General features: G+C 32.8%; 26 protein-coding genes. 1 reads left to right on the top strand and 25 read right to left on the bottom strand.

Annotation, left to right across the window (positions count from 1 at the left end):
- Window positions 1-3 precede the first annotated feature (3 nt).
- The 25 genes from wecB to WHA43_RS11790 all read right to left on the bottom strand — a co-directional run bounded on the left by wecB (window position 4) and on the right by WHA43_RS11790 (window position 23,263).
- Window positions 4-1,140, bottom strand: coding sequence for a non-hydrolyzing UDP-N-acetylglucosamine 2-epimerase (gene wecB / locus WHA43_RS11910; RefSeq protein WP_105044957.1), 1,137 nt, complete (start codon window positions 1,138-1,140; stop codon window positions 4-6).
- A 64-nt stretch (window positions 1,141-1,204) separates the two neighbouring features.
- The gene (locus WHA43_RS11905; RefSeq protein WP_105047210.1) at window positions 1,205-1,549 is read right to left on the bottom strand and encodes a four helix bundle protein; all 345 of its coding nucleotides are present in this window, start codon (window positions 1,547-1,549) and stop codon (window positions 1,205-1,207) included.
- 55 nt (window positions 1,550-1,604) lie between these two features.
- Window positions 1,605-2,723, bottom strand: a complete 1,119-nt coding sequence (locus WHA43_RS11900) for an NAD-dependent epimerase/dehydratase family protein (protein ID WP_105044956.1) — start codon at window positions 2,721-2,723, stop codon at window positions 1,605-1,607.
- Between the two features lie 11 nt (window positions 2,724-2,734).
- Window positions 2,735-3,151: a WxcM-like domain-containing protein gene (locus WHA43_RS11895; RefSeq protein ID WP_105044955.1), complete on the bottom strand. Its 417-nt coding sequence runs from the start codon at window positions 3,149-3,151 to the stop codon at window positions 2,735-2,737.
- Complete coding sequence (locus tag WHA43_RS11890) at window positions 3,151-4,182, bottom strand: polysaccharide biosynthesis protein (RefSeq protein WP_105044954.1); 1,032 nt, start codon at window positions 4,180-4,182, stop codon at window positions 3,151-3,153. Before WHA43_RS11890 ends, WHA43_RS11895 begins: the two co-directional genes overlap by 1 nt.
- On the bottom strand, window positions 4,175-5,389 hold the full coding sequence (locus tag WHA43_RS11885) for a hypothetical protein (protein WP_226742862.1): 1,215 nt from the start codon (window positions 5,387-5,389) through the stop codon (window positions 4,175-4,177). Before WHA43_RS11885 ends, WHA43_RS11890 begins: the two co-directional genes overlap by 8 nt.
- Before the next feature lie 78 nt (window positions 5,390-5,467).
- Window positions 5,468-6,523, bottom strand: coding sequence for a glycosyltransferase (locus WHA43_RS11880; RefSeq protein ID WP_170039459.1), 1,056 nt, complete (start codon window positions 6,521-6,523; stop codon window positions 5,468-5,470).
- Between the two features lie 53 nt (window positions 6,524-6,576).
- Complete coding sequence (locus tag WHA43_RS11875) at window positions 6,577-7,131, bottom strand: acyltransferase (protein WP_226742863.1); 555 nt, start codon at window positions 7,129-7,131, stop codon at window positions 6,577-6,579.
- A 17-nt stretch (window positions 7,132-7,148) separates the two neighbouring features.
- Entirely contained in the window at window positions 7,149-8,354 is a 1,206-nt protein-coding gene (locus tag WHA43_RS11870) for a glycosyltransferase (protein WP_105044950.1), read from the bottom strand.
- On the bottom strand, window positions 8,335-9,303 hold the full coding sequence (locus tag WHA43_RS11865; RefSeq protein WP_105044949.1) for a glycosyltransferase family 2 protein: 969 nt from the start codon (window positions 9,301-9,303) through the stop codon (window positions 8,335-8,337). The genes WHA43_RS11870 and WHA43_RS11865 overlap by 20 nt, the downstream gene beginning before the upstream one ends.
- Window positions 9,303-10,790 (bottom strand): oligosaccharide flippase family protein, encoded by a 1,488-nt coding sequence (locus WHA43_RS11860; RefSeq protein ID WP_105044948.1) that lies wholly within the window; start codon window positions 10,788-10,790, stop codon window positions 9,303-9,305. The genes WHA43_RS11865 and WHA43_RS11860 overlap by 1 nt, the downstream gene beginning before the upstream one ends.
- Window positions 10,780-11,379 carry an acyltransferase gene (locus WHA43_RS11855; RefSeq protein WP_105044947.1) on the bottom strand — a complete coding sequence of 200 codons (600 nt, stop codon included), beginning with the start codon at window positions 11,377-11,379 and terminating at the stop codon, window positions 10,780-10,782. Before WHA43_RS11855 ends, WHA43_RS11860 begins: the two co-directional genes overlap by 11 nt.
- A 3-nt stretch (window positions 11,380-11,382) precedes the next feature.
- On the bottom strand, window positions 11,383-12,489 hold the full coding sequence (locus WHA43_RS11850) for a DegT/DnrJ/EryC1/StrS family aminotransferase (RefSeq protein ID WP_105044946.1): 1,107 nt from the start codon (window positions 12,487-12,489) through the stop codon (window positions 11,383-11,385).
- Between the two features lie 5 nt (window positions 12,490-12,494).
- A complete protein-coding gene (locus WHA43_RS11845) occupies window positions 12,495-12,935 on the bottom strand; it encodes a dTDP-4-dehydrorhamnose 3,5-epimerase family protein (RefSeq protein WP_211290280.1) in 441 nt (146 codons plus the stop codon).
- A 3-nt stretch (window positions 12,936-12,938) separates the two neighbouring features.
- A complete protein-coding gene (rfbG, locus tag WHA43_RS11840) occupies window positions 12,939-14,024 on the bottom strand; it encodes a CDP-glucose 4,6-dehydratase (RefSeq protein WP_105044945.1) in 1,086 nt (361 codons plus the stop codon).
- The gene (gene rfbF, locus WHA43_RS11835; protein ID WP_105044944.1) at window positions 14,025-14,801 is read right to left on the bottom strand and encodes a glucose-1-phosphate cytidylyltransferase; all 777 of its coding nucleotides are present in this window, start codon (window positions 14,799-14,801) and stop codon (window positions 14,025-14,027) included.
- Window positions 14,802-14,816: 15 nt separating this feature from the next.
- Window positions 14,817-16,136, bottom strand: a complete 1,320-nt coding sequence (locus WHA43_RS11830; protein WP_105047208.1) for a nucleotide sugar dehydrogenase — start codon at window positions 16,134-16,136, stop codon at window positions 14,817-14,819.
- A gap of 55 nt (window positions 16,137-16,191) precedes the next feature.
- Complete coding sequence (locus tag WHA43_RS11825; RefSeq protein ID WP_105044943.1) at window positions 16,192-17,169, bottom strand: SDR family oxidoreductase; 978 nt, start codon at window positions 17,167-17,169, stop codon at window positions 16,192-16,194.
- A gap of 124 nt (window positions 17,170-17,293) precedes the next feature.
- Window positions 17,294-17,752, bottom strand: coding sequence for a UpxY family transcription antiterminator (locus tag WHA43_RS11820; RefSeq protein WP_105044942.1), 459 nt, complete (start codon window positions 17,750-17,752; stop codon window positions 17,294-17,296).
- Between the two features lie 196 nt (window positions 17,753-17,948).
- Window positions 17,949-18,452 (bottom strand): transcriptional regulator, encoded by a 504-nt coding sequence (locus tag WHA43_RS11815; RefSeq protein ID WP_105044941.1) that lies wholly within the window; start codon window positions 18,450-18,452, stop codon window positions 17,949-17,951.
- 83 nt (window positions 18,453-18,535) lie between these two features.
- Window positions 18,536-20,380 (bottom strand): glutamine--fructose-6-phosphate transaminase (isomerizing), encoded by a 1,845-nt coding sequence (gene glmS, locus WHA43_RS11810; protein ID WP_105044940.1) that lies wholly within the window; start codon window positions 20,378-20,380, stop codon window positions 18,536-18,538.
- An 85-nt stretch (window positions 20,381-20,465) separates the two neighbouring features.
- Window positions 20,466-20,822, bottom strand: coding sequence for a four helix bundle protein (locus WHA43_RS11805; protein WP_105044939.1), 357 nt, complete (start codon window positions 20,820-20,822; stop codon window positions 20,466-20,468).
- A gap of 62 nt (window positions 20,823-20,884) precedes the next feature.
- On the bottom strand, window positions 20,885-22,207 hold the full coding sequence (locus WHA43_RS11800) for a UDP-glucose dehydrogenase family protein (protein ID WP_105044938.1): 1,323 nt from the start codon (window positions 22,205-22,207) through the stop codon (window positions 20,885-20,887).
- A gap of 1 nt (window position 22,208) precedes the next feature.
- Window positions 22,209-22,640, bottom strand: a complete 432-nt coding sequence (locus WHA43_RS11795; RefSeq protein WP_105044937.1) for an adenylyltransferase/cytidyltransferase family protein — start codon at window positions 22,638-22,640, stop codon at window positions 22,209-22,211.
- Window positions 22,641-22,837: 197 nt separating this feature from the next.
- Window positions 22,838-23,263, bottom strand: coding sequence for an adenylyltransferase/cytidyltransferase family protein (locus WHA43_RS11790; protein ID WP_105044936.1), 426 nt, complete (start codon window positions 23,261-23,263; stop codon window positions 22,838-22,840).
- A gap of 1,402 nt (window positions 23,264-24,665) precedes the next feature.
- On the opposite strand from WHA43_RS11790, the gene WHA43_RS11785 reads away from it, so the two are divergent.
- Entirely contained in the window at window positions 24,666-24,962 is a 297-nt protein-coding gene (locus tag WHA43_RS11785) for a GIY-YIG nuclease family protein (protein WP_226742864.1), read from the top strand.
- The last annotated feature ends 195 nt before the right edge of the window (window positions 24,963-25,157 follow it).

The following is a 25,157-nucleotide window of genomic DNA, read 5'->3' as shown; positions in this document are numbered from 1 at the left end:
AATTTAATTTTGCCAAACTGTTCTCTTAATATAATCCGTATAACTTAATATAATTCTAACCATTTTCTCGGAAACATTTGGCATGGAATAATCGGCTACAGAGCGAAAATTTCTTTCTTTACCAATTTTTTGATATTGCAATTGTGTTAATCCTTGTATAATGCGTTCAGGATTTAAACCAACCATCATAACTGATGCTTCTTCCATTGCCTCTGGACGTTCATGTGCATCTCTAATATTTAAGGCTCTAAAATTTAATATTGAAGATTCTTCAGAAATGGTTCCTGAATCTGATAAAACGGCACAGGAACGCATTTGCAAGGCATTGTAATCATTAAAGCCTAATGGTTTTAAAAATTGTACATTTCTATGCATTTGAATTTTTTTTTTATCAATCATATTGCGTGTTCTTGGATGTGTACTTACAATAATCGGATAATCGTATTTTTCAGCAATCAAGTTCAAACTGTTCATCAAACCGTGAAAGTTTTTTTCGCTATTGATATTTTCTTCTCTATGTGACGAAACCACAAAGAATTTTCCTTCTTCTAATCCTAATCTTGTTAAAACATTTGAAGATTCAATGGATGGCAAATAATGATTCAACACCTCAAACATCGGCGAACCTGTTTTAATAATTCTATCGGCAGGCAAACCTTCACGTAATAAATATTCTCGAGCAATGTCGCTGTAAGTCAAATTAATATCGGATACGTGGTCTACTATTTTACGATTGGTTTCTTCAGGTACTCTTTGGTCAAAACATCGGTTTCCTGCTTCCATGTGAAAAATTGGAATATGACGTTTTTTTGCGGGAATGGCACATAAACAACTGTTAGTATCCCCTAACACTAAGAACGCATCGGGCTGTTGCGATTCTAATAATGGATCGATTTTTATTAAAATTTGGCCTACTGTTTCCGTAGCGGTTTTACCAGCTGCATCAAGAAAAAAGTCTGGTTTGCGAATGCCTAAATCATCAAAAAAGATTTGATTTAATTCGTAATCATAATTTTGTCCTGTATGAACTATTATATGTTCTATTGCTGCTGAATGATCTAAAGCCGCCATTACTCGGGATAATCTGATGATTTCTGGACGAGTGCCTACAACGGTCATTACTTTTAATTGTGCTTTCATATTTTATTATATTAAGAACCAAGGCAAAAGTTTTAAAGAGCCAAGGCTAAAGTAGTCAATGTTCTTAGTTCATTTTGTTTATTATTGCTGCTAATATATTTTTAATTTCTTTACTTTCTTGTGTTAAACGATTCAATTCAGTATTATCTGTTTCTCCAATAGCGATTATGATTCTCAACCAATAATTAGATTCTCGAGCTTCTTTCAATGCAATTCGGACCTTATTTTTAAAATCTGCTTTTGAAGAACCAGCTTGAGATTCTTCATAATTCGCACCAACTGATGTTGCCGATTTTCCCAATTGATGTCTAATAATAGAATATTCAGAGTCCTTCGGCAAAGTTTTTATTAATTTTAAAACATCCACACCAAAGTTGAATGTTCTATCCAATAAATCATTTGACTTCATAATTCTCTTTTTTACTTCCACTTGGTACTTTTGACTTTTGCCTTGGCTCTTCTAACTACACATTTTCAAAATAAGTATCTGGATCATTGGAGTCATAAAACTCATTAATCCAAAAATTGGTATATAAAACTTCTTCGCCAATATTTTTTATATTATGGGTGTACCAAATGGGCATATCTACATAAGCAGGTTCCGCACCGTCCAAATAAAAATCCAAAACTTCATCCGTTCCAATTTTTCGCAACTGGATTAAGGCTTTTCCTTTAATAACTGCAAAGCGTTCTATTTTTCTTGTATGATAATGGTTTCCTCTTGTAATTCCTGGAACTGTGGTTGAAAAAGATACTTGTCCACCAACTCCTAAACGAATTACCTCTACAAACGTACCTCTTGGATCTGTATGTTGTGTAAATTTTACTGGGAAATGATTTTTGATATCCATATAACATCGAAATGTATTGAATAAATTCAGCTCGAAAGTAGATGCTATTGTGGGTATTTGTCCTTGGTCTACATAAGTTGTTTTGTAATCTTGAAGCAAAGCTAATAATTCAGAAACTTTGGCTTCGCTTGTATGATTTATGGTATATTTTGATTCATTAATTTTGTCTTGAATCGCTTTGATGATTTCTGAAACTAATTCTCCTACATAAATGAGCTTTAATTGACCGTCTACTTCAATTTTTGGAGTTTCTCCATTCGCAATTTGGTGCGAAAAAGTAGCCACAACTGAGTTGTAATACGGATGTCCGAAAGGTCCAAAAACATTTGGTATTATCATTCCTGTAAAAATTGCACTAGTTTTTTTAGCCCAATTTGCTAATAACTCACGACCTTCTTTTTTAGATTTTCCATACAAATTGTCTCGCTCTTCTTGTAAAGAAGATGAAATCAATACGTGGGCTTTGCTATTGGTGCGTTCTAAAGAAGCAAGAAGCAGTTTTACTAAATGAAGGTTCGTTTTATAAATAACTTCTTGCTCGTTGTGACGATTTAAGGCAGCCAAATGCACAATTACATCACATTTTGAAACAAATGAATCTAATTTTGCCTCATCATCAAAAAAAGAACGCTCAAAAGAGATTCGTTCAAAAACTTCGGGTTGCAACCCTAGCGTATTAAATAAATGCGTTCCTACAAATCCTTTTTGTCCCGTAATTCCAACTTTTAACATACTCTTTCATTTTATATTTTAAAATAATCCGCATCAAAACGGTACTCGTCTTTAATTTCTCCCAACAAATAATCCGCCATAACTAATAATTTCGATTCTGAATCTAGGGACTGGATACTGCTTATGTATCCTTGTGGTATATGCAAAACATCTAGCTGGGCAGCATTCAATATAAAGGTATGAACAATCAAATCCTTCGATGGGCTTTCCCAATCGTCAACCTCGATCAATTTTATTTCAAATCCTCCTTCTACTGCCGAAAACCATCGTTGTTCAATTCTATGTCCTTGCCAGGCACGAACTGTTTCGGAATCTTTATTTTGAATAAAATAAACTCGTTTTACAGGCGAAGCATCAAACTCGTTATTGTAATAGAGCGAACCTCTGAAATCAGAATAAACATTACCTTTTATAACTGCTGGTTTCATTATACTAATAATTGAGTGACATTTTCACCGAAAATTTCTTTTCTAATTAAAGGAAGTGTTGAAATCAATTTCTTCAAGCCTTCAACATCTTGTTGGTCAGAATTATGTGAATGATAATCTTCAATTTGAGCAATTTCTTCCTCTCCTTCAGAAAAATACGCGGCATAATTCAAGTCTCGATTATCTGCTGGAACTCTATAAAAATTGCCCATATCTTCAGCTTTCAACATTTCTTCACGTGTACATAAGGTTTCGTACAATTTTTCACCATGTCGGGTTCCAATAATTTTTATCGGCACCTCTTTACCAGTCAACTCAATTAAAGCTTGCGCTAAATCACCAATGGTACCCGCTGGTGCTTTGTTGACAAATAAATCACCCGGATTGGCATTTTCAAAAGCAAAAAGTACTAAATCTACCGCATCATCAAGTGACATGAAAAAGCGAGACATTTTTGGGTCTGTAATGGTTATAGGTTCCCCTTTTTGAATTTGATTTAAAAATAAAGGAATTACTGAACCCCGAGATGCCATTACATTTCCATAACGAGTGAGACAAACAACAGTATTTTTTAAATTTCTAGCTTCAGCTACAGCTACTTTTTCCATCATTGCTTTTGAAATTCCCATCGCATTGATTGGATAGGCAGCTTTATCGGTTGATAAACAAATTACTTTTTTAACACCATTACTTGCCGCAGCACGAATGACATTTTGGGTTCCTTCGACATTTGTTTTAACAGCTTGCATTGGGAAAAATTCGCAAGAGGGCACTTGCTTTAAAGCAGCTGCATGAAATACATAATCTACCCCACGGGTTGCTGGTTCTACGGAATCATAATCTCTAACATCGCCAATATAATATTTTATTTTATCGGTTTTATATAAGTTCCGCATATCATCTTGTTTTTTTTCATCACGCGAAAAAATACGTATTTCACTAAAAAGCTGTGAATTTAAAAATCGATGTAATACCGCTGTTCCAAAAGAACCTGTTCCTCCTGTTATTAATAATGTTTTGTTTTTAAACATAATTATTTTTATTTGTGTGTAAATTATTAATTAACGAATTTAATACTGTAGGAAAAATAAAAAAGACAGCAAAACCGATAGAGGGTGTGGCATTATTTACAGTAATAACGGTAAAAAATATTAAAAGAATTGAAAGTGAAAAGCCACTAATTACATATTTTGATTCTTTCAAATATCTCTTAATTGGGTAAAAGTATATATATATTTGAAGTAACCCAATAAATAGACCAAACAAAGCAAAAGTATCTAAAATTTGAGAATGTTGTCCAAATCCAGTTATATTTCCATCTAAATTTTTTGTTAATGGACTAGAAATTTTACCAAAAATTGGGTTTTGATAAAAAACATTTAAGCTTTGTTGAAAGACTTCGGTTCTACCTTCAATTGAAACACCTTCATCTCCTGTTAAAAGAAAGGCTTTAATTTCATTTAAGCGATATGATCCCATACTATCTCCCAACAATTCAATCATAAAATCTAAGAAAAATAAAGAAAATGCATTATAAGTAAACGACAAGATGACAAAAAATCCTAAGTATATCAAAAAATAAGAAGACTTAATTTTTTTCACAAAAAAACCCATAAAAAGGCCTAAAAGTAAAAGTAATAAAGCAGTTGAAAAATTGGATAATACAATATTAAATGAGAATAAAATAATCATTATAATAAAAACAAATCTTGATGTTTTTTTTTTAGTTTTTCCTAATACAAAAATTAAGATTGGAATTAATAATACTAAAAAATAAATAAAATCATAACCTCCAATACCTTTTCTTAAATTTTCGACGCCTAAACCTTGACTTACCTTTAATGATCTTGAAATATAAGGATTTACTCTGTAAGCATTTAATGTAATGATACTTGTTAAAAGCACAAAAGGAATTAATAGTTTAATAATAAATAAATTGTCATTGTTTCTTCCTAATAATTTGTTTTTTTCAAAAGCCATAAAAAAAATTGGTATTTGAGATAATTCAAAAAATCTATTACCAATTGTACCATTACCAGATAAATAAGCAATTATAATTGTATAGAAAATGTAGAAATAAATAGCTAAAATATGTTTCGATGGTAATAATAAATAAGTTGGATTTTCAAGAAAAGTAAAAACAAACCATCCTATTATACATAATGCCCAAATAACATTGAAAAAAGATAATGATTTAATAGGCGAAAAAATAGATGAAAGTGCTAGAATAAAAATCATTAGCAAACCTAAAAAGTAAAATATCGATTTTTTGTTTTTATTTATTAAAACTTTTGGCAATTTTTTGAAATTTTGTGATTATTTTTTTAACAAACTTGTGTAAACCAAATCTAACTTTTGCTCAATTTCCATTGACGAAAATTTTTTACCTACCTTATATTTTGCATTTTCACCAAAATATTTCCTTAATGTTTCGTCCGAATAAAGCTTTTCAATTGCACTAATTAATTCATCAACCGAACCTGGTGCAACTAAAATACCATTATAATTATCTTCAACTATTTCTGGGACACCACCTGTATTAGATGCAATGAGAGCTAAACCAGCTTGTGAAGCCTCTAGTAAAGCAACTGATAAAGTTTCATGTAATGTAGGCAATACAAAAATATCACAAGCACTTAAAATTTTATTAATATCTTTTCTAAAACCTAAAAAAATAACACTTTTTTGCTTAGTTTGGGTATGTAGTTTTTTCTTCATAGTTTCGATATAATCTCCATCACCAACTATTAAAAATTTTAAATTACTATGTTCTTTAAAATGCAAAATGGCTTCATCTAATACATTATAGCCTTTATCTGTAGTTATTCTTGCAACTGAAACTATTAGAATATCATTTTCACTAATCTCTAGTTCATTTCTTACATCATTTTTAATAAAAACTTCAGTTGAATTTGGTGGAAAATTATAAATTTGTATACTTTTATTCTTTGCTAGTAACTTAATAACATTTCTTGAGACAACATATTCACTTACTCCAATAACTTTTTTTGACAAAACTAACGTTATTGGCTCTAATAAGTATTTCAACAAAACTTTTTTAAAAAAATTAAAATTTATTGCATCTCCTGAAAAACCTCTAACTGTAACTACAGTATTTTTTACACCAGCAATTTTACAAGCTACTGCCATATGAAATCCTGATAATTGCAATCCTGTATAATGAACAATATCTGGGTTAATTCTTTTAATTTGAGTAATTAAATCTCTAATCCGTGTGATACTAATACCAGTACCCATTTCCGTTTTATAATTAATAGTTCTAAATTCATATTTATCTACAAGATTTGATTGAATTGTTCTTGTAGTACTAGTATATGGCCCCCCACCAACACCTGTTGTTGACAAATCCATTGAAATTATCGGTTTACTTTTTACCATTATTTTTGTTCAATTGAAATTTGAAATCACTTTTTATAATTGAAATACTTTTTAAGTTCTCTATCTTTAAACTTCCCTTTTAAATGGCCTAAATGAATAGAATTCTTTTGAATTTGTTCAAAATATTCTTCTGTTGTCTTAATTACTTTTGCAGGAACACCTCCTACAATTACCTTTGATGGCACATCTTTTGTTACAATTGAACCTGCAGCTATGATGGAGTTTTCGCCAATAGTTACACCAGGTAAAATAACACTTCTTACTCCGATATAAACATTATCTGAAACCACTATTGGGGCTGTAATTTCAAGATTAGGTACTTTGTCTCTGAACAATAATGTACCTCCATCATGGGTTATGAATAACACATCAGTGGTTATATGAACATTATTACCTAAAGTAATAAGCCAAGGTTCACTACCAAACATTTTGCTTGGATTTCCGTAGATTTGGATTTTTTCACCCATGTTTACACCAATCCATCTAGCATACCCAACATGGCTAATCATTGCGTAGATACCTCCAAATGTTTTCATAAATATCTTAGAACAAATTCTCTCTAAAGTGTAATAAAAATTCATTTTTTAAATTTAAATATTTAATGTAAACTATTTAATAATTTCTGAATCTCAAAAATATAATTTTCGTAATGAAATTTTTTATCATTAAAACACTTTTCTTTCATTTTATTTATTCTTTCAAAAGGAAAAGATAAAACCTCAAATAAAGTTTCTTCAAAATTAATTTGATTATTTAAATTTATTATTCTACCATAATTTTCATTAACAAAGTACTCTGATAAATTACTTGAATCATTCGTTATAACTGGTGTACCGCTAGTTATTGCCTCTACAAACTTTGTAGGAAATCCAGCTTTATTTATTATATTATCTTCCCTTAAAAAAATTGAAAAACAAGCTTTTTGGACTCTACAAACTGCTTCTAAATGGGGTACTCTTCCAAGAAAAATAATATCATCTTTAATATTTTCGGGAATTTTATAAGATTTAAAGTTTGTCTTAAACTGATCATAAGAAATACCAATTATTATTAATTGAAACTTTCTATTCAACCGATTTTTGACAATAGAAAGAACATCAATAATGCTGTCTAATTTATCTTTATTACCATTACCTGGTGATCCTGCATAGACTATTTCTAATTCTTTAGCATTTATTAAATTACCCCATTTTTTATCTTTACAATCCACAAGTGGAGGTAGAAAAATCACATTCTCCATCTTAGAATTATAATAATCAAATAAAAACCTACTAATTGCTATTAAACCATCCAATTTATTATGTATATGTTTCATTCTATAAAAAGTATCAACATATTTTAATATGGATCGAAGTGAAAAATTATTCAAGTCTAATGCCCACTCTGTACAATCACTAACTATATTTATATCTTTACTTTTGGTGTAATTCAATAATCTTTGAAGTGCAAAAGATGGATAATTATAAGCAATTATTGAATGTATATTTTTTGAACCTAATTTTTCAATTAGTTTTTTAACATTCCGGATTGAAGTTAAATGATAAATCCAACTACTTAATCCTTTAGGATAAGTTTCTTCATATATCTTAAAACCTTGAAACTCTTTGGCTTCTTGCTTATCAATTTTTTTAACAGATTCATAAGATTTACCTAAAAAAACAACATCGAAACCAACTTCTCTAATTGCTTTTGCATTAGAAACAACGCGTTGAGCTGCAGCATTTCTATCTGGTAAAATAAACCCACCAACATATAAAATTATTTTTCTATTCAAAATAAAATTATTAGAAAGGATTATATCCATTATCAGTATATTTTATTTTACTCCAAAAACAAAAATGTATTATGGCAAGAGTATGTGCTTTTAATATTGTAAAATTTTCTTTTCTTTTAAAAAAATAAAGAATTCTTTTTATTGTCATCCTTAACAACCATTGCCTAAAGAATTTTTTTGATTCATTTTTAGTAAAATGAAGTTTTGCAATTTTAAGTGTTGCAAAAGTAGTCCAATATATAATTCTTGCAGATTTTTTATTGCCATTAGTTGTTGTGATACCACCTTTATGCCAAATTTTAGCTTTAGGGGAATAGATGAGTCTATATCCTTTTTTCTGAGCTTTAATAGCATAATCTGTTTGCTCTCCATAAAGATAAAAGTAATCAGAATAGTAACCAATATCTTTAAAAATCTTTCTTGGGATAACCCACATAATATCATCTGTCATTGCCATTTCCATTTCTGTATCAAATTGACCTACATCTTTCTCTCTTCGATTCTTTATAGGCGATTTGTAATCTAGAATTCCTTTCCTATCGCTATAAACATTTCCAATATATTGTAAGGTATCTTTTTCATCATAATTATAAACTTTACCAGATACAATAGCATTACCATTATGCTTTTCAGCGGTAATAATTAATTCTTTAATTGCATTTTCATCAATCAAAGTATCATTATTCATAATTAAAAAATATTCAAAATCTTTTTCACTTGCTTTTAAAAGACCATGATTTATACCACCTACATACCCTATATTTTCTTCTAATCGAGAAATAATAAGTCGATTATCATTTGGAAGTTCATTTTCTAATTTTGTAAAATTTTCTTGTGAAGACCCATTATCAACTAATAAAACTTCGAAGTTTAAGTAAGTTGATTTTAAAAGAGAATTAATACAATCTTTAGTGTAATCTTTTTGATTGTAATTCAATGTTATTACACATACTTTGGGAACAGATAAATTTATTTTCATTATTTAGTTTTTATTTTTTTTACACTTAATTTTTTTTTTATAAATAATTGTTCCTCTTTCTTTAAAACGAAGTATGAGCAAATCAATAATAAAGGACCTAAAAGAGTATTAATCTCAAAGTTTTCAAAAGATATATTCATTAACATTATTAGAATTACTGAACTTACTAATGTGAATAACATCAAAATTATATTTTCTCTAGTAATTCTATATTCCATTTTAATATTTGCATAAACAATATAAATCCAAAAGAAAACAAAAGGACTTATTATATGTTTAAGCATCCAGCCATAAAGTCCAAAATTTGTTACAAAATAATAAGTAACTAACATGTCTAAAGAAAAGTATAAAATTTGAAAAAAACCGTGTTGCTTAATTCTCCCTGTTGGAGTCATTGCTTGTGTAAATCCATACCACCAAACATAAAACAAAAGACCCAAAAAATGGTATGGTAAAAATTTAGCAGCTAATACAAACTCTTTAGTGTAAAATATTGAGATTATAAATTCTTTATATGGAATACCAATAAACAATAAAGGAATTATAACCAATGTACCTAACCTAAGTGCATCATTTAAAAGACCTGTTATTTGAGCATTATTCTTTAATTCACAAAATCTTGGGTATAAATAAGTTGATAATGCAGGTAATAAAAATCCTGTAATCATGCTTCCCCACATTATTATGGGTGCGTATAATCCTAATTTATCAATTCCTAACTGAGAAACAACAATAGATCGACAAATAAATTCACTAAAAATAGCATATGTACCAACAATTATTCCAAAACCAGAAAAATAAAATAATTCTTTTACAAAATCAGTTCTAAAGGATGCTTTAAAAATACTATTTAAGTTAATACCCAGTTTATTAAAATATAGTTTGTTAGCAATAAATAAATGTAATATTAAATCAACTATATATGATATTGGTATATAAGCAACAGCACCATCTAATTTGTAAAAATAAATTAATGGAACTGCAATTACTAAATTTGTAAAAACAATAGTTATTCTTATTCTAGAAATTAACTTAATATCACGAAAACCTTTTAATATTGCAAAAGGGATACTTGTAATTATTAAAAATGGAAAGGTAAAAATTGCAATAAAAAAATAAGAGATAAATTCTTTTTCACCAAATACATGAATTGTTAAATCAGATGAAAATATTGACAAAAAAGTAATACTAATTAAAGAAAATGAAGAAACTAATATGATATAAGATTTAAATGCTGATGAAATGATTTCTTTTACATCCTTTTCATACTTATTTTCCGCTATTTGTTTTACAACAGCTTCTACCATGCTTAAAGTTGTAAACTGTGACATTTTTTGGGTTAAAAAAGTTAATTGATTAATAATACCAATTCCTGTAGTACCCAGTAATAACGCACTAATTTTAGTAGTTACCATACCTGCTGAAAATTGTGCAAATCTAGTAACCATCATAAAACTTGTACCTTTTAATAACTCTCTAAATTCCATTTATTTTTTTAATTTCTTTGGCAGGTATTCCACCAACAATTGTAAATGATTTTACATTTTTATTTATTAACGCGTTTGAAGCAATAAAAGCAGAGTCTTCAATTATTACACCCATTAAAATTGTACAATTTGCACCTATATAAACATTATCGTTAATTATAATAGGTAATTTCTTAGCTGGGTAATAATAACTCAAAGATGAATTAGTCATATCAAGATGTGTTATAAATGTATTTTGCATACCAATTACTACATTATTTCCTATTAAAACTTCTTCTCTTAGATCAAAAAAACAATTTTTACCTATATGACAATTATTACCAATTTTTAAATTTGAAAAATTTTTTGCATTATGTAGCGTAATACCTGATTGAATAACACTATTTTTACCTATGGTAGCGCCTTTGATTTTTAAAATAAAAATAATAGATGATTGTGAAATAATCTTCAAATAGTTATTTGAATTTTCAGAACCAAAAAAAAGTTCTCGAAACAAAAAAATAAATAAACAGAAAGAAATATTTATAGGTAGAAATATATACTTTCTTAATCTCCTCCAACCACCAAAAAAAATTCTTTTTAAGAGCATTGTTTATCTTAAGTAGTTTATTATTTTACTTGTGATAAAAAGGATATCTTCTTGCTTGAGATCTGGATGTAATGGCAAAGTAATTAATTCATGTTGAAGTTTTTCAGTTACTTTGAGAGAAATATTATCAATTTTAAATTTTGTCAATAGATGGTTTGGGTAATAATGGAAGCCAGTTGGTATATTTTCTTCTTCTAAAATTTTTTTTAGGTCATTTCTTTTACTTTCAACTACTTGAATTGTAAATATGTGTGGTACAATATCATCATAATTATGATTCAAAATTTTAATATTTGGATTATCTTTAAATTGTTTTTGATATAATTTTGCAATATTTTGTCTTTTTTCTTTAAAATATTGAAACTTTTTAAGCTGTTCCACCCCTATAGCTGCCATAATATTACTCATATGAAATCTCCAACCTTGAAATTCAACATCAAATTCCCAACTTCTTTTTCCAGCAAATCTGTTTTCAGTATCTTTTTTAACACCAAGTAACCTAGCATCTTTAATTTTTTTAATAACATTAATATCATTTGTTAAAATAGCGCCTCCCTCTCCACTTGTAATATTTTTAATACCATCGAAACTAAAGCAACAAATATCACCAAATGAACCTATCAATTTATTTTTGTAAATTGTGCCAAATGCATGAGCCGCATCTTCTATTACCCTAATATTATGAAATTTAGCAAATTCATAAACAGCATTTAAATCCCCTACACCACCTCCATAATGGACTGGTAAAATAGCTTTCGTTTTAGAAGTAATCTTACTTTTTGCATCTTCCAAATCTATGGTAATTGAATTAGGATAAACATCACAAGAAATTGGAATAGCACCAGTAGCTGAAATTGCCTGAAAAGTTGCAACATATGTTAGTGACTGTACTAAAATCTCATCGCCATAACCCACACCAATAGCTTGTAGGGCTAAATGAATTGCAGAGGTACCAGTATTCACACAAATAGCAGGTGTATTAAAATGAGCCGATAATAAATCTTCAAACTCTTTAACATTCTCACCCATTCCTAAATACTCATTTTCTAAAACTTTTGTTACAGCATTAATTTCTTCAATGCCAATGACAGATTTTGATAGTTTTAACATTTTATTTACCAAGATATATTATTAAAAGTATTGATTGGGATATTTTCTTGTTCATTTGGATCGTGTTCTATATCTGAAATATTATTTAATAAATTAACATCTTCAGACAAACCTTTAAACCCATACCAAATTCCTGGCGGTATAGTAATCCTTTTATAATTATTAGAACCCAAAATAATTGTAAATTTTTCTCCCTTTGTTGAAGAATTATCTCTAAAATCAATTAAAATAAACTTTACCATACCAATCGGAACGACAATATTACAAACCATTTTTAGGTGCCTTTTCCAAGCTTTTATTTCATTAAATTTAATGAACGAAAAATAACTTTCTCCAAAGCCTTGAAAACTAAACTCGCTTCTTTTCATGAAATGATAAATATCTCCTTTCTCATGGTAAATTTGCTTTAAATCTGATACAATAACCCCTTGAATATTTGAAATCATATTTTAAAAAAGATTTTTTTTAAATATTTCTTCATATTCTTGAATTTGATTCATAGTAAACTCTAGAATGTCAATATTATTCCTATAAAAGTTAAAATACCATTCACCTGTAAAACGAATGGTTTCCTGATACTGTAAGCTAGACTGCCATTTTAGATAAGCTAATGCTTTATCGCAATTTAGTTTTAGCAGACTTGCTTCATGAAAAGGAATATTTTCAGTAATATTAAAAGTTTCAGTAACCATTGGAGCCCATAACTTACTTAAGTCTTCTATAAGTTCTTGCACAGTTCTATTCTGCTCTGACTTTGGTCCAAAATTAAAACTTTCTCCATTTAAAGTGTCATTCTTATAAAGGGTCATTCCTAATTTCAAATAGCCACTCAATGGTTCTAAGACGTGTTGCCAAGGTCTTGTTGAATTTGGACTTCTAATCTCAACAGACTTTCCTTCACTCCAAGCTAACATGCAATCTACAACAATTCTGTCTTTTGCCCAGTCTCCACCTCCAATGACATTCCCCGCTCTTCCTATCCCTAACTTAACATTACAACTATCCTTATTAAAAAATGAATTAAAATAAGATTTAATTATTAATTCTGCTGCTCCTTTTGATCCACTATAAATATCTTTTCCCCCCATGAAATCGTTTTCCTTATATCCCCAAATTTGCTCTATATTATCATAAGCCTTATCACTAGTAATAATTATAGCTGTACATTTATGATTAGAAATACGTAAAGCTTCAAGTATATTTGCGGTACCCATAACATTAGATGAAATAGTTTCTAATGGATTCAAATATGATAGTGAAACTATCGGTTGAGCAGCAAGGTGAAACACAAAATCAGGACGTTCAGCTTTTATAACCTCTATCAAAGCTGATAAATCTCTTACGTCTTTTAAATAATGAGTGATTTTACTCTGTAAATCTAATTCACGAAACATTGATGGATTCGTAGGTATATCTTTTGAAAAACCTATAACCTCAGCGCCTAGTTTTAAAAGCCAACATACTAACCAACTACCTTTAAAACCTGTATGTCCAGTAACAAGGACTTTTTTTCTATAATATATATTTTCAAACATCTATTCCCAAATTTTCCATGGAGCGCTGTTATTATGCCACATGTCGTTTAACTTTATTTTATCTCTTAATGTATCCATTGGCATCCAAAAACTATTGTGCTTATATGTATACAATTGTCCGCTATTTGCTAAATTTTTTAAAGGAGATTGTTCAAAAATAGTTTCATCTCCTTCATTAATAAAATCAAAAACCTCAGGCTCACACACAAAAAAACCAGCATTAATCCAGCTTCCATCTCCTTTTGGTTTTTCTTTAAAATCAATAATCTTATTATTTTTTGCAATTTCTAAAGCTCCAAATCTTCCATCTGGCTGAGAAGAGGTCATAGTAATTATTTTACCATGTGATTTGTGGAAATTAATTAGTTCATTGATATTAATATTCGATACACCATCTCCGTATGTTAACAAAAAAGGTTCTCCATTTAAAAACCTTTCAACCCTTTTAATTCGCCCACCAGTCATTGTATTTAAACCTGTATCTAATAATGTAACTTTCCACGGTTCACTGGTATTATTTAAAATTTCAATTTTATTATTTTTTAAATCAATAGTAACATCACTTTGATGCATAAAATAATTCGCAAAATATTCTTTTATATAATATCCCTTATAACCAAGCAAAATTACAAAATCATTAAAACCATAGTAGGAATAAATTTTCATAATATGCCATAAGATTGGTTTCCCTCCAATTTCAACCATTGGCTTAGGTTTTAAATCTGTTTCTTCACTTAGTCGGGTTCCATAACCTCCAGCTAAAATTAATACTTTCATATCCAAAAATTTAATTTAAAGTTTACCATCAACATTATTTTTTAACATACCTTTAATATCATAGATTACACTTTTTTGATTTATGAGTGAATCAAATTTAAAGTTAAAAAACTCTTTATGAGCTACACCAATTATTATACTATCAAATTTAATAATTGTGAGAGACTTAGAGTCTAATTTATTATGACATATTAGACCATATTCGTCCATTACTTCCTTGGGATTAGCCCAAGGATCATAAATGGTTACATTAATACCATAATCATCTAAAGCTGATACCACATCCACAATTTTGGTATTGCGTACATCAGGACAATTTTCTTTAAAGGTGATGCCCAACATTAATAAATTGGCACCATTTACTGTAATGCCTTTTTTGATCATCAATTTCACTACTTGCGAGGCTACATATTCTCCCATAGAATCATTCATACGTCTTCCTGCCAAAATAATTTCGGGATGGTAGCCTAATTCTTGAGCTTTTTGTGCCAAATAATAAGGATCAACCCCTATACAATGGCCACCAACCAAGCCTGGTTTAAAGGGTAAAAAATTCCATTTGGTACCAGCAGCTTCCAAGACAGCATGGGTATCAATATCCATCAAATTGAAAATCTTCGCCAATTCGTTTACAAAGGCAATGTTGATGTCGCGTTGTGAATTTTCGATTACTTTTGCCGCTTCTGCCACTTTAATCGTAGGTGCCAAATGCGTTCCTGCTATAATGATACTTTTGTATAAAGTATCTACTTTTTTCCCTATTTCAGTTGTTGAGCCTGCGGTAACTTTGAGTATTTTTTCCACCGTATGCTCTTTGTCGCCTGGGTTGATGCGTTCTGGTGAATACCCCGCAAAAAAATCTACATTGAATTGTAATCCAGAAACTTTTTCTAGTACTGGAATACATTCTTCCTCTGTTGCACCCGGATACACCGTAGATTCATAAATAACAATATCTCCTTTTTTTAAAACTTTCCCAACCGTTTCACTAGCCTTGTACAATGGCGTTAAATCGGGACGGTTGTTTTTATCAACGGGTGTCGGTACAGTTACTATATATATGTTGGCTTCTTGAATGTCTGATAAATCAGAAGAGCAATAGAGACCATTTTGAGATCCTGAAACGAGTTCAGGATGACAAAGAAATGGATTCTCATTTACCAAAACCGCTTGTAAAATATCGTCTGCAACCTCCAATGTAAGGTCTTTACCTTGATTTAGCTCTTCAATTCGTTTTTTGTTGATATCAAAACCAACTACGGGATATTTGGTAGCAAAAAGTCTTGCTAAAGGAAGGCCTACATAGCCGAGACCTATAATGGCAATTTTGTTCATGTTTTTGTTGTTTGTTATTCGTTTTTCGTTTTTCATTGAACGATAAACGGTTTTATTATTTTAAATTCTCCCAATACCAAGAGACAGCTTCTTTGATTCCTTGAGCTATGGAAAATTTTGGATTGTAACCCAAATTCGCTTTGGCTTTTTGAATACTGGCTAAAGAATGAGGGATGTCTCCTGCTCTGTTAGGACCATGTACTACTTTTACCTCAGCAATTTTAGGATCAAAATGTGCTAAATTGTCTTTTAGTAATTGTACTAATTGTTTAAGCGTTGTTCTGTCGCCATAAGCTGTATTATACACTGTATTTACAGCACCTGGATTTCTAGTTGATATAGCCAATTCATTCATTTGAATGACATTGTCTATATAGGTAAAATCTCGGGAGTAATTTCCATCACCATTGATTACAGGTGATTCGTGATTCATGAATTTTTTTACAAATAAAGGAATAACCGCAGCATAGGCTCCGTTAGGGTCTTGTCTTCGTCCAAAGACATTGAAATACCGCAAACCTATTGTTTCTATCCCATAGCTTTTGCTAAAAATATCGGCATACAATTCGTTCACATATTTGGTAATGGCATAAGGCGATAAGGGTTTTCCTATGACTTCTTCTACTTTTGGTAAATTTTCTGAATCCCCATAGGTAGAGGAGCTTGCCGCATAAATGAATCTTTTTACATTAGCATCTTTAGCTGCTACCAACATGTTTAAAAAACCCGATACATTAACTTCATTTGAGGTTATGGGGTCTTTTAAGGAACGTGGTACTGACCCTAAGGCTGCTTGATGCAATACATAGTCAACCCCATTTACTGCAAGCTTACAAGTTTCCAAATTTCTGATATCGCCTTCGATGAATGTAAAATTTGAATTTTCTAAAAATGGGGCGATATTATGTTTATGCCCTGTAGCAAAATTATCTAAACATACTATTTGATGTCCTTTCGCCAAAAAATGCTCACATAAATTGGAGCCTATAAAGCCAGCACCACCTGTTATCAGTATTTTATAGTTGTTATTCATTTTTACAAGTGAATTAAAAAAATAGAATTATTTGTAACTAAAGTTCTTTGTATTAAAAGATTGCTTATATTTTATTATTTTTTCTTTTGATTTTCTATTAAAACACCACTATTTGATAGCCTTTTTATTTGTGTACAACTAATTTAAACCCTAAGCTATCTAATATCAACACAATTTTATTTGCTTGTTGTTCTTGAAAGGTTGCTAGTTGACCTTTAAAAACACCTTGTTCTATAGTTATTTTACTTCCTGGCACCAAACTGCTTACCCTAATTTCTTGGTACTCCTGTTGCAACAATTCTCTGATGGCCGTTATTTCAGCTTCTTTTATAACAGCTGGCTTTCCCAACCAAAATAAGTACCTTACAACTCCGGGAATGGCAAAAACAAGTGGTCTGTCTTTTTCATTTAACTTTACAAAAACATAGGAATTGAAGAGCGGTTGGGTTACTTTTTTTTTACGGTCACTCCATTGCTTAACTACTGTTATGGTGGGGCAGTAGGCTTCTATTCCTATTGCCTGCAGTTTTTGGGCTACTTTTATTTCGTTAAGAGGTTTTGTATATATTGCGAACCAGTTCAATGTTTTATTTTTTTTAACCGCTAATTTTAACGCTTTGCTTACCGCTACGTTTACCGCAGAGGGTTCGCAAAGGGGTCAAAGTTTACTTATTTCTTTGCGTTTCTTGGTGTCTTTGCGGTTTTATTTTTTTACGGCTTCGCCTTGTGAGTCCCATGTTGATGGGTCACAGCGAATACCTCGCGAGAGCTAATCTGTACTATTTTTGAAATACTAACAAACCTTTACCTTCAAATAAAAAGGTTGTATGTATCACTATTTTTTTATTCAATTCAGAAGCAACTTTTCGCTCTAAATTATCGAGATACGCTTCGTTTAAATTGACACCTTCCACAACCACCTCTATGATTCCACTATCTATACCATTGGCATAATCACCAATTAGGTATATTTTGCTTACTGCACCGAGACGTTCAAATACGCGCTCAACAATTACATCTATGCCTACATGCTTTCGAACCATTTGCTGTAGAATATGAAATAACGGGTGGACTGTATTGGCTTTGTATATAATTTTGGATGCTATTTCTTCTTTTTGTAAAAAACCTGCTTCGGTTAAATTATTCAATTCCTTTCTAATCGCATTGGTGTTTTCTTCCATTTCTGCTGCCAAACCTCTCAAATACCCAGTATTGGCTACATTGATAAAAAACTTTATCAACAACCTTAATCGTGTCTTGGATGTAATTATTGTATTTAGCATTTTTTTAATTGAGTAACAAAAGTACTCAATAATTTTATATTAACCCAAAAAATCTTCTTGACTTTTGATTTTATTACCAACACTTACTCTACAGTTACTGATTTCGCCAAATTACGAGGCTGATCTACGTTTTTCCCCAACAATACCGCCATATGATAGGACAGGAGTTGTAAAGGAATGGTGGTTAGTAATGGCGTTAACCATTCCAAGGTTTCAGGAACTTCAATCACATGGTCGGCCATTTCTTTAACCACTACATCTCCTTTGGTAACAATGGCGATGATTTTTCCTTTGCGGGATTTGATTTCTTGGATATTGCTCACAGTCTTCTCATAATGCCCTTTGTTGATGGCAATGACAATAACCGGCATGTTTTCATCGATGAGGGCAATGGGCCCGTGTTTCATTTCTGCAGCGGGATAGCCCTCGGCGTGAATGTACGAAATTTCTTTCAATTTCAGAGCGCCTTCTAGCGCTACTGGGAAATTAACCCCTCGACCCAAAAACAAACAGTTGGTGGCGTGGGCATAGGATTGAGCGATTTCTTTGATAGCATCACTTACTTGTAATACCTCCACAACTTTTTCAGGAATGCGTTCTAATTCGTGCACCAACTCGTTGAATTCTGTCTTCGTCAAACTTCCTTTTTCTTTGGCCAAATGCAAAGCAACTAGCGTAAGAATGGTAATTTGTGTGGTAAATGCTTTGGTAGAGGCCACCCCAATTTCGGGTCCTGCGTGGGTATAGGCTCCCGCATGGGTTTCGCGTGCAATGGAAGAGCCCACCACATTACACACACCATATACCAAAGCGCCTTGTTCTTTTGCCAATTTGATGGCGGCTAAGGTATCGGCCGTTTCGCCGGATTGAGAAATGGCAATTACCACATCTTTGGGGGTGATGATGGGATTGCGGTATTTGAATTCCGAGGCATATTCAACCTCTACAGGAATGCGTGTCAACTCTTCAATGATGTATTCTGCTACTAAGCCCGCATGCCACGAAGTGCCACAAGCTACAATGATGATGCGTTTTGCCTCTAAAAATTGGGATAGGTTGTTTTGCACCCCTTCCATTTTGATCATTTCGAGCGCCGGTAATAAACGGCCACGAAAAGCATTAGTAATGGCGTTCGGCTGCTCAAAAATTTCTTTGAGCATAAAATGTTCATAGCCTCCTTTTTCAATTTGCTCTAAACTTAGTTCCAATTCATGAATGTCGTATTCAGAAACAGCATCGTCCTTGATCCAACGCAACCTTGGTGCTTCTCCTTTGATTAAAATCGCCATTTGATGGTCTTCTAAATAAATGGCTTGGTTGGTATATTCGATAAAGGGAGAGGCATCACTCGCTACAAAAAACTCGTTGTCTCCGATACCAATTGCCAACGGACTCCCCAGCTTGGCAGCAACCAATTCATCTTGGCGTTTTTTATCAATTACGGCAATGGCAAAGGCACCCACAACTTGGGTGAGGGCAATTTGAACGGCTTTACCCAATTTGCATTGCTGAGTTTTTTGTACATCTTCAATCAAGTTGACCAATACTTCGGTATCGGTATCCGATATAAAATGATAGCCTTTGGCAAGCAATACTTTTTTAATAGACTCGTAATTTTCAATGATGCCATTGTGTATCAATGCCAACTCCCCCGAATTGGAATAATGCGGATGGGCATTGGCATCGGAAGGCACTCCATGGGTTGCCCAACGGGTATGGCCTAGCCCTATGGTTTGGGTAGTGGCATCAAAATTAGTTAGCTGTCTAAGGTCGTGTACCTTACCCTGGGTTTTGAACATTTGAAAATGGGCATTGTCATACAATACCAACCCTGCACTGTCATAGCCACGGTATTCTAAGCGTTGCAATCCTTTTAAAATAATGGATGCCGCTTGCTGTGTTCCTAAGTATCCTACGATTCCACACATATTATTTTTCTAGCTTTTTTTGTTTTCGATTTTCGATGTTCGATTTTCGATGTTCGATGTTCGATGGTCGGTTTTCGATTTTAGGTTATTCTTTTCTTGTTTTTAATGATTTTATCAATGTAAACAACATCATTTTTATTCGAGTACAAATCTCATATAATTCATTATAGGAATCATTAGAAATATAATTTAACTCTTTTGCTAAATATAAATGATAGTTAGTCTCTTCTGGTGATCCTTTAGCAACATATAAAAATTGTATATATTCTTTTTCATACTGTCTCCCTTGACCTTCAATAATATTCGTTGGAATACTACTAGCACTCCTTCTTAATTGACTTGTTAATCCATACATCTCAGAAGAAGGAAAATTTTTTGAAATTTTGTACACATTCAATGTTAGTTGATGTGCTAATTTCCAAAATTCTAATTTACATTCCATTTTATATTCGTTTTTCTATAGTCGATTCTCGTGGGTCGATTCTCGATGGTCGATTCTTCAACTTACTTTCCAATCTGATAATACTCAAACCCCTGCTCCTCTAAATTAAAGGCATTGTACTGATTGCGCCCGTCAAAAATAATGGGGTGTACCAATTGCTGTTTGATTTCGTCGAAATCAGGTGATCGGAATTCTTTCCACTCGGTCAATAACAACAAAGCGGCAGCCTCTTTCAATACCTCGTATTTCGAAGTTACATAATGTACATTCTCTAAATCCTTTAAATAAAAACTTTGGGCTTCGTGCATGGCTTTGGGGTCGTATGCTTGTATGGTTGCCCCTCTTTGTACCAATGCCTTGATGGTATAGATAGCAGGTGCCTCGCGCATGTCGTCGGTACCCGGCTTGAATGCCAAGCCCCACAACCCAAAAGTAAGCCCCGTTAAATCTTCGCCAAAACGGGCAATCACTTTTTCGGCAATACGCAATTTTTGGTGGTTGTTTACCTCTTCTACGGCAGCAATCAATTGGGCATGATAGCCATGCGCCTCAGCAATCTTTTTCAAGGCACTCACATCCTTCGGAAAGCAAGAGCCTCCATAGCCCGCACCAGGATAGATAAAACTATAACCAATACGCGTGTCCGAACCAATACCGATACGTACCTTGTTAGCATCAGCCCCTACGCGTTCGCAAATATTGGCAATCTCGTTCATAAACGAAATTTTGGTCGCCAACATGGTATTGGCAGCATATTTGGTCATTTCCGCAGAACGGATGTCCATGGTAATAAAACGATCGTGGGTTCTAAAAAAAGGCGAATACAATTCTTTCATTTTTTGAAAGGCATAGTCGCTATCCGCACCAATCACCACCCGATCGGGTTTCATAAAATCGTCAATAGCTGCCCCTTCTTTTAAAAACTCTGGGTTAGACACCACGTGAAATTCAATATTCTCTCCACGTTGGTCGAGCGCTGCTTGGATGGTTGCTTGTACTTGATCAGCTGTACCAATCGGCACCGTCGATTTGTCTACCACAATCAGTTTGTGTGTCATCGTTTCTCCAATCGCTTTGGCAACTGCCAACACATTGGAGACATCTGCTGCACCATCTTTACCCATTGGTGTGCCCACAGTTATAAAAAGTATTGCTGCATTTTTTATAGCAGCTGCGAGGTCTGTGGTAAAATGTAGGTTTTTTTGTTGCTTGTTTTTAATCACCAACTGCTCTAATCCGGGCTCAAAAATGGGCAACACTCCCTTTGAAAGTTGCTCAATTTTTTGCGTATTGTTTTCTACACAAACAACATGATTGCCCATTTCAGCAAAACAAACGCCTGCTGTCAATCCCACATACCCACAACCTACAATGACGATATTCAACCTACTTATCTTTTGATTTTAAATTTTCTTTTTCTTGCACTTCTTTGCGCAAACCAGTACTTGAAAAACGGTGTTCGCGCTTGTTAAAATAGAGTTCAATACCTTTTTCTTCGCAATATTTACGCCCCGTAAACTGTTTGCTTGCGTACTCTTCGCCAATGATGCGAACATCTATTTTAAAGGCACGCAAAATATCTTCCAAGTCTTGCTCAGTAGCATAGGGTACAATTTCATCCACAAATTTGCAGCCTTTCAGTTGTATATAACGCTCTACCACACTTTGCACCGGGCGGTTTTTTTCAGGACGATCTAAGGTAGGGTCGGTTTGCAATCCACAAATCAAATAATCGCAGTGACGCTTAGCATCTTCCAACATGGTGATGTGCCCTGCATGGAGCAAATCAAACGAACTAAAGGTGATTCCTATTTTCATAATTAGCCTGTAAGCCTATCCCCAACCCTTTCCAAAGGAAAGGGAGCTGGATTCTGATAGTTTTTAATATTTGTTAGTTATAATTAACTTTTTTAACTTTATAATTGTAAGCTTTTTTGATGTAAAAGTTTTCAATTACCTGCTGAACTTCTAATATCTAATATCGTACTTCTAATATCAAACTTTAAACCTTAAACTCATTTCCCCTTCAGCAACCACGACGAAGACTGAATCTTATCTCCCAAACCATCAATCAACTCAATGCCCAATTCGGTGCAAATCGGTGCCTCTGGAATGGAATTGTTATTCTGATCTCCCCCATTGGCAAAACCCAAATCATAAACATCACCGTATGTTTTGTGAATATGCGCAATGCTGGCACACACAGTACGGTCTTGGTCAATAGACAAAAATGCCTTATCAACCGCTTTGATATTTTGTACGATAAACAAACGTTCGTCTTCTTGTTGAAATTCTTTGGAGCCTTTCAAGGCACGTTGGTGGTCACTATTTACGATGACAAATAATTCATCAGCAAGTGCTTTGGCATTGTTAAAGTATTCGATATGCCCTTTGTGAATAGGATTGAAGTATCCCGAGACAATGATTGCCTTTTTCTTCATCTTCTTTTTTTCTTTTGTGCAAATATAGGTTTATTTGTACAAATACAAAATTAAAGACCATTTTAACCCTACTTTTTTACGCGAACGTTTTAGTAGTTTGGTAACCAGTTATGCATTTATGAAGACACTTATGTAGCTAAAATGCATAGTTATTCTTTTAATTACCAGTTTGTTTTGGGTGTTTTTGGTTGGTGGGTTAATTGGTTAAACAACTAAGGCTAAAGACGAAGACTAAAAGGCTCCTGTTGATTGAACTGGTTATCTGGTTAACTGGTTATTTGGTTAAACAACTTAAAACTAAACACTAACCTCTAACCTCTAACTTCTAATATCTAACTTCTAACCTCTAACCTCTAACTTCTAATATCTAACTTCTAACCCCAAAACCCTTAAACAATACAAACTCTTAAACTTTTAAACGTTTCTGTGGTTTCTATGGTTTATGTTGTTTAGTTGGTTAGATGATTATTTATTTTTTATTGTTAATATTTATTGATTCCACTAAGGAGTTAACTGAACTTCTAATATCTAACTTCTAATATCTAACTTCTAATATCTAACTTCTAATATCTAACCTCTAATATCTAACCTCTAACTTCTAACCCCAAAACCCTTAAACAATACAAACTCTTAAACTTTTAAACGTTTCTGTTGTTTCTATGGTTTGTGTTGTTTAGTTGGTTATCTGGTTATTTGGTTAAACAACCTCTAATTTCGTCATTGCGAGGCACAGCTCGTCCCGAACATTCTTAAAATCGTTCCCGAGACTTCGGGATTTCGAGAAAGCAATCTGTAAGTTAAATCGTCATTGCGAGCGAGGCACGAGCGTGGCAATCTCATCATTAAAACTCCCCTCTTTCCCGTTCCCGACACTTCGGGACAGCCAATCCCGTCATTGAGAGGTACAGCCCGTCCCAAACATTCTTAAAATCGTCATTGCGAGCGAGGCACGAGCGCGGCAATCTGCTAATTCAAACTCCCCTCTTTCCCGTTCCCGAGACTTCGGGATTTCGAGAAAGCAATCTGTAAGTTAAATCGTCATTGCGAGCGAGGCACGAGCGTGGCAATCTGCTAATTCAAACTCCCCTCTTTCCCGTTCCCGACACCTCGGGACAGCCAATCCCGTCATTGAGAGGTACAGCCCGTCCCGAACATTCTTAAAATCGTCATTGCGAACGACGAAGGAGTAGCTTGTCCCGACACCTCGGGAAAGCAACCTGTAAGTTAAAACGTCATTGCGAAGGAGGAACGACTGAAGCAATCTGTAAGTTAAAAATTCCCTAATACTCAAAATGCACTAAATTTCAACAAACAGATTGCTTTCCCGCATTCTCGGGACAAGCTGTCCTAGCGTCCTCGCAAAGACGTTGTGAATCCAAACCAAAATCACTACATTTAAAAAATGAAAAAGTCCTACATCTACTTCCTAACCAACAAAAACAAAACGGTAATCTACATCGGAGTAACCAGTAACCTATTAAAAAGAATATACCAACACAAAAGCAAACAATACAAAGGCTTCACAACAAAATACAACTGTGACCAATTGGTATATTATGAAGAATTCGACGATATCACACAAGCAATAGCCAGAGAAAAACAACTAAAGGCAGGAAATAGAAAAAGAAAAGAATCATTAATAAACCTCGAAAACCCAAATTGGAATGACCTCTCAGAGGGCTGGCTTTTCAACATTTAAATTATCCCATCACTAAACCCCGTCCGTCATCGCACCCAGTCCCGAACATTCTTAAAATCGTTCCCGAGACTTCGGGACAGCCTGTCCCGAACTTGTTTCGGGAAGCGACGCAGGAGAAGCTTGTCCCGACACCTCGGGAAAGCAACCTGTAAGTTAAAACGTCATTGCGAAGGAGGAACGACTGAAGCAAACTGT

Origin of the sequence: Polaribacter gangjinensis (genome assembly GCF_038024125.1) — a bacterium.
Lineage (GTDB): Bacteria > Bacteroidota > Bacteroidia > Flavobacteriales > Flavobacteriaceae > Polaribacter > Polaribacter gangjinensis.
The sequence above is the reverse complement of the archived record's forward strand: the minus strand, read 5'-3'. Positions and strand labels throughout refer to the sequence as shown.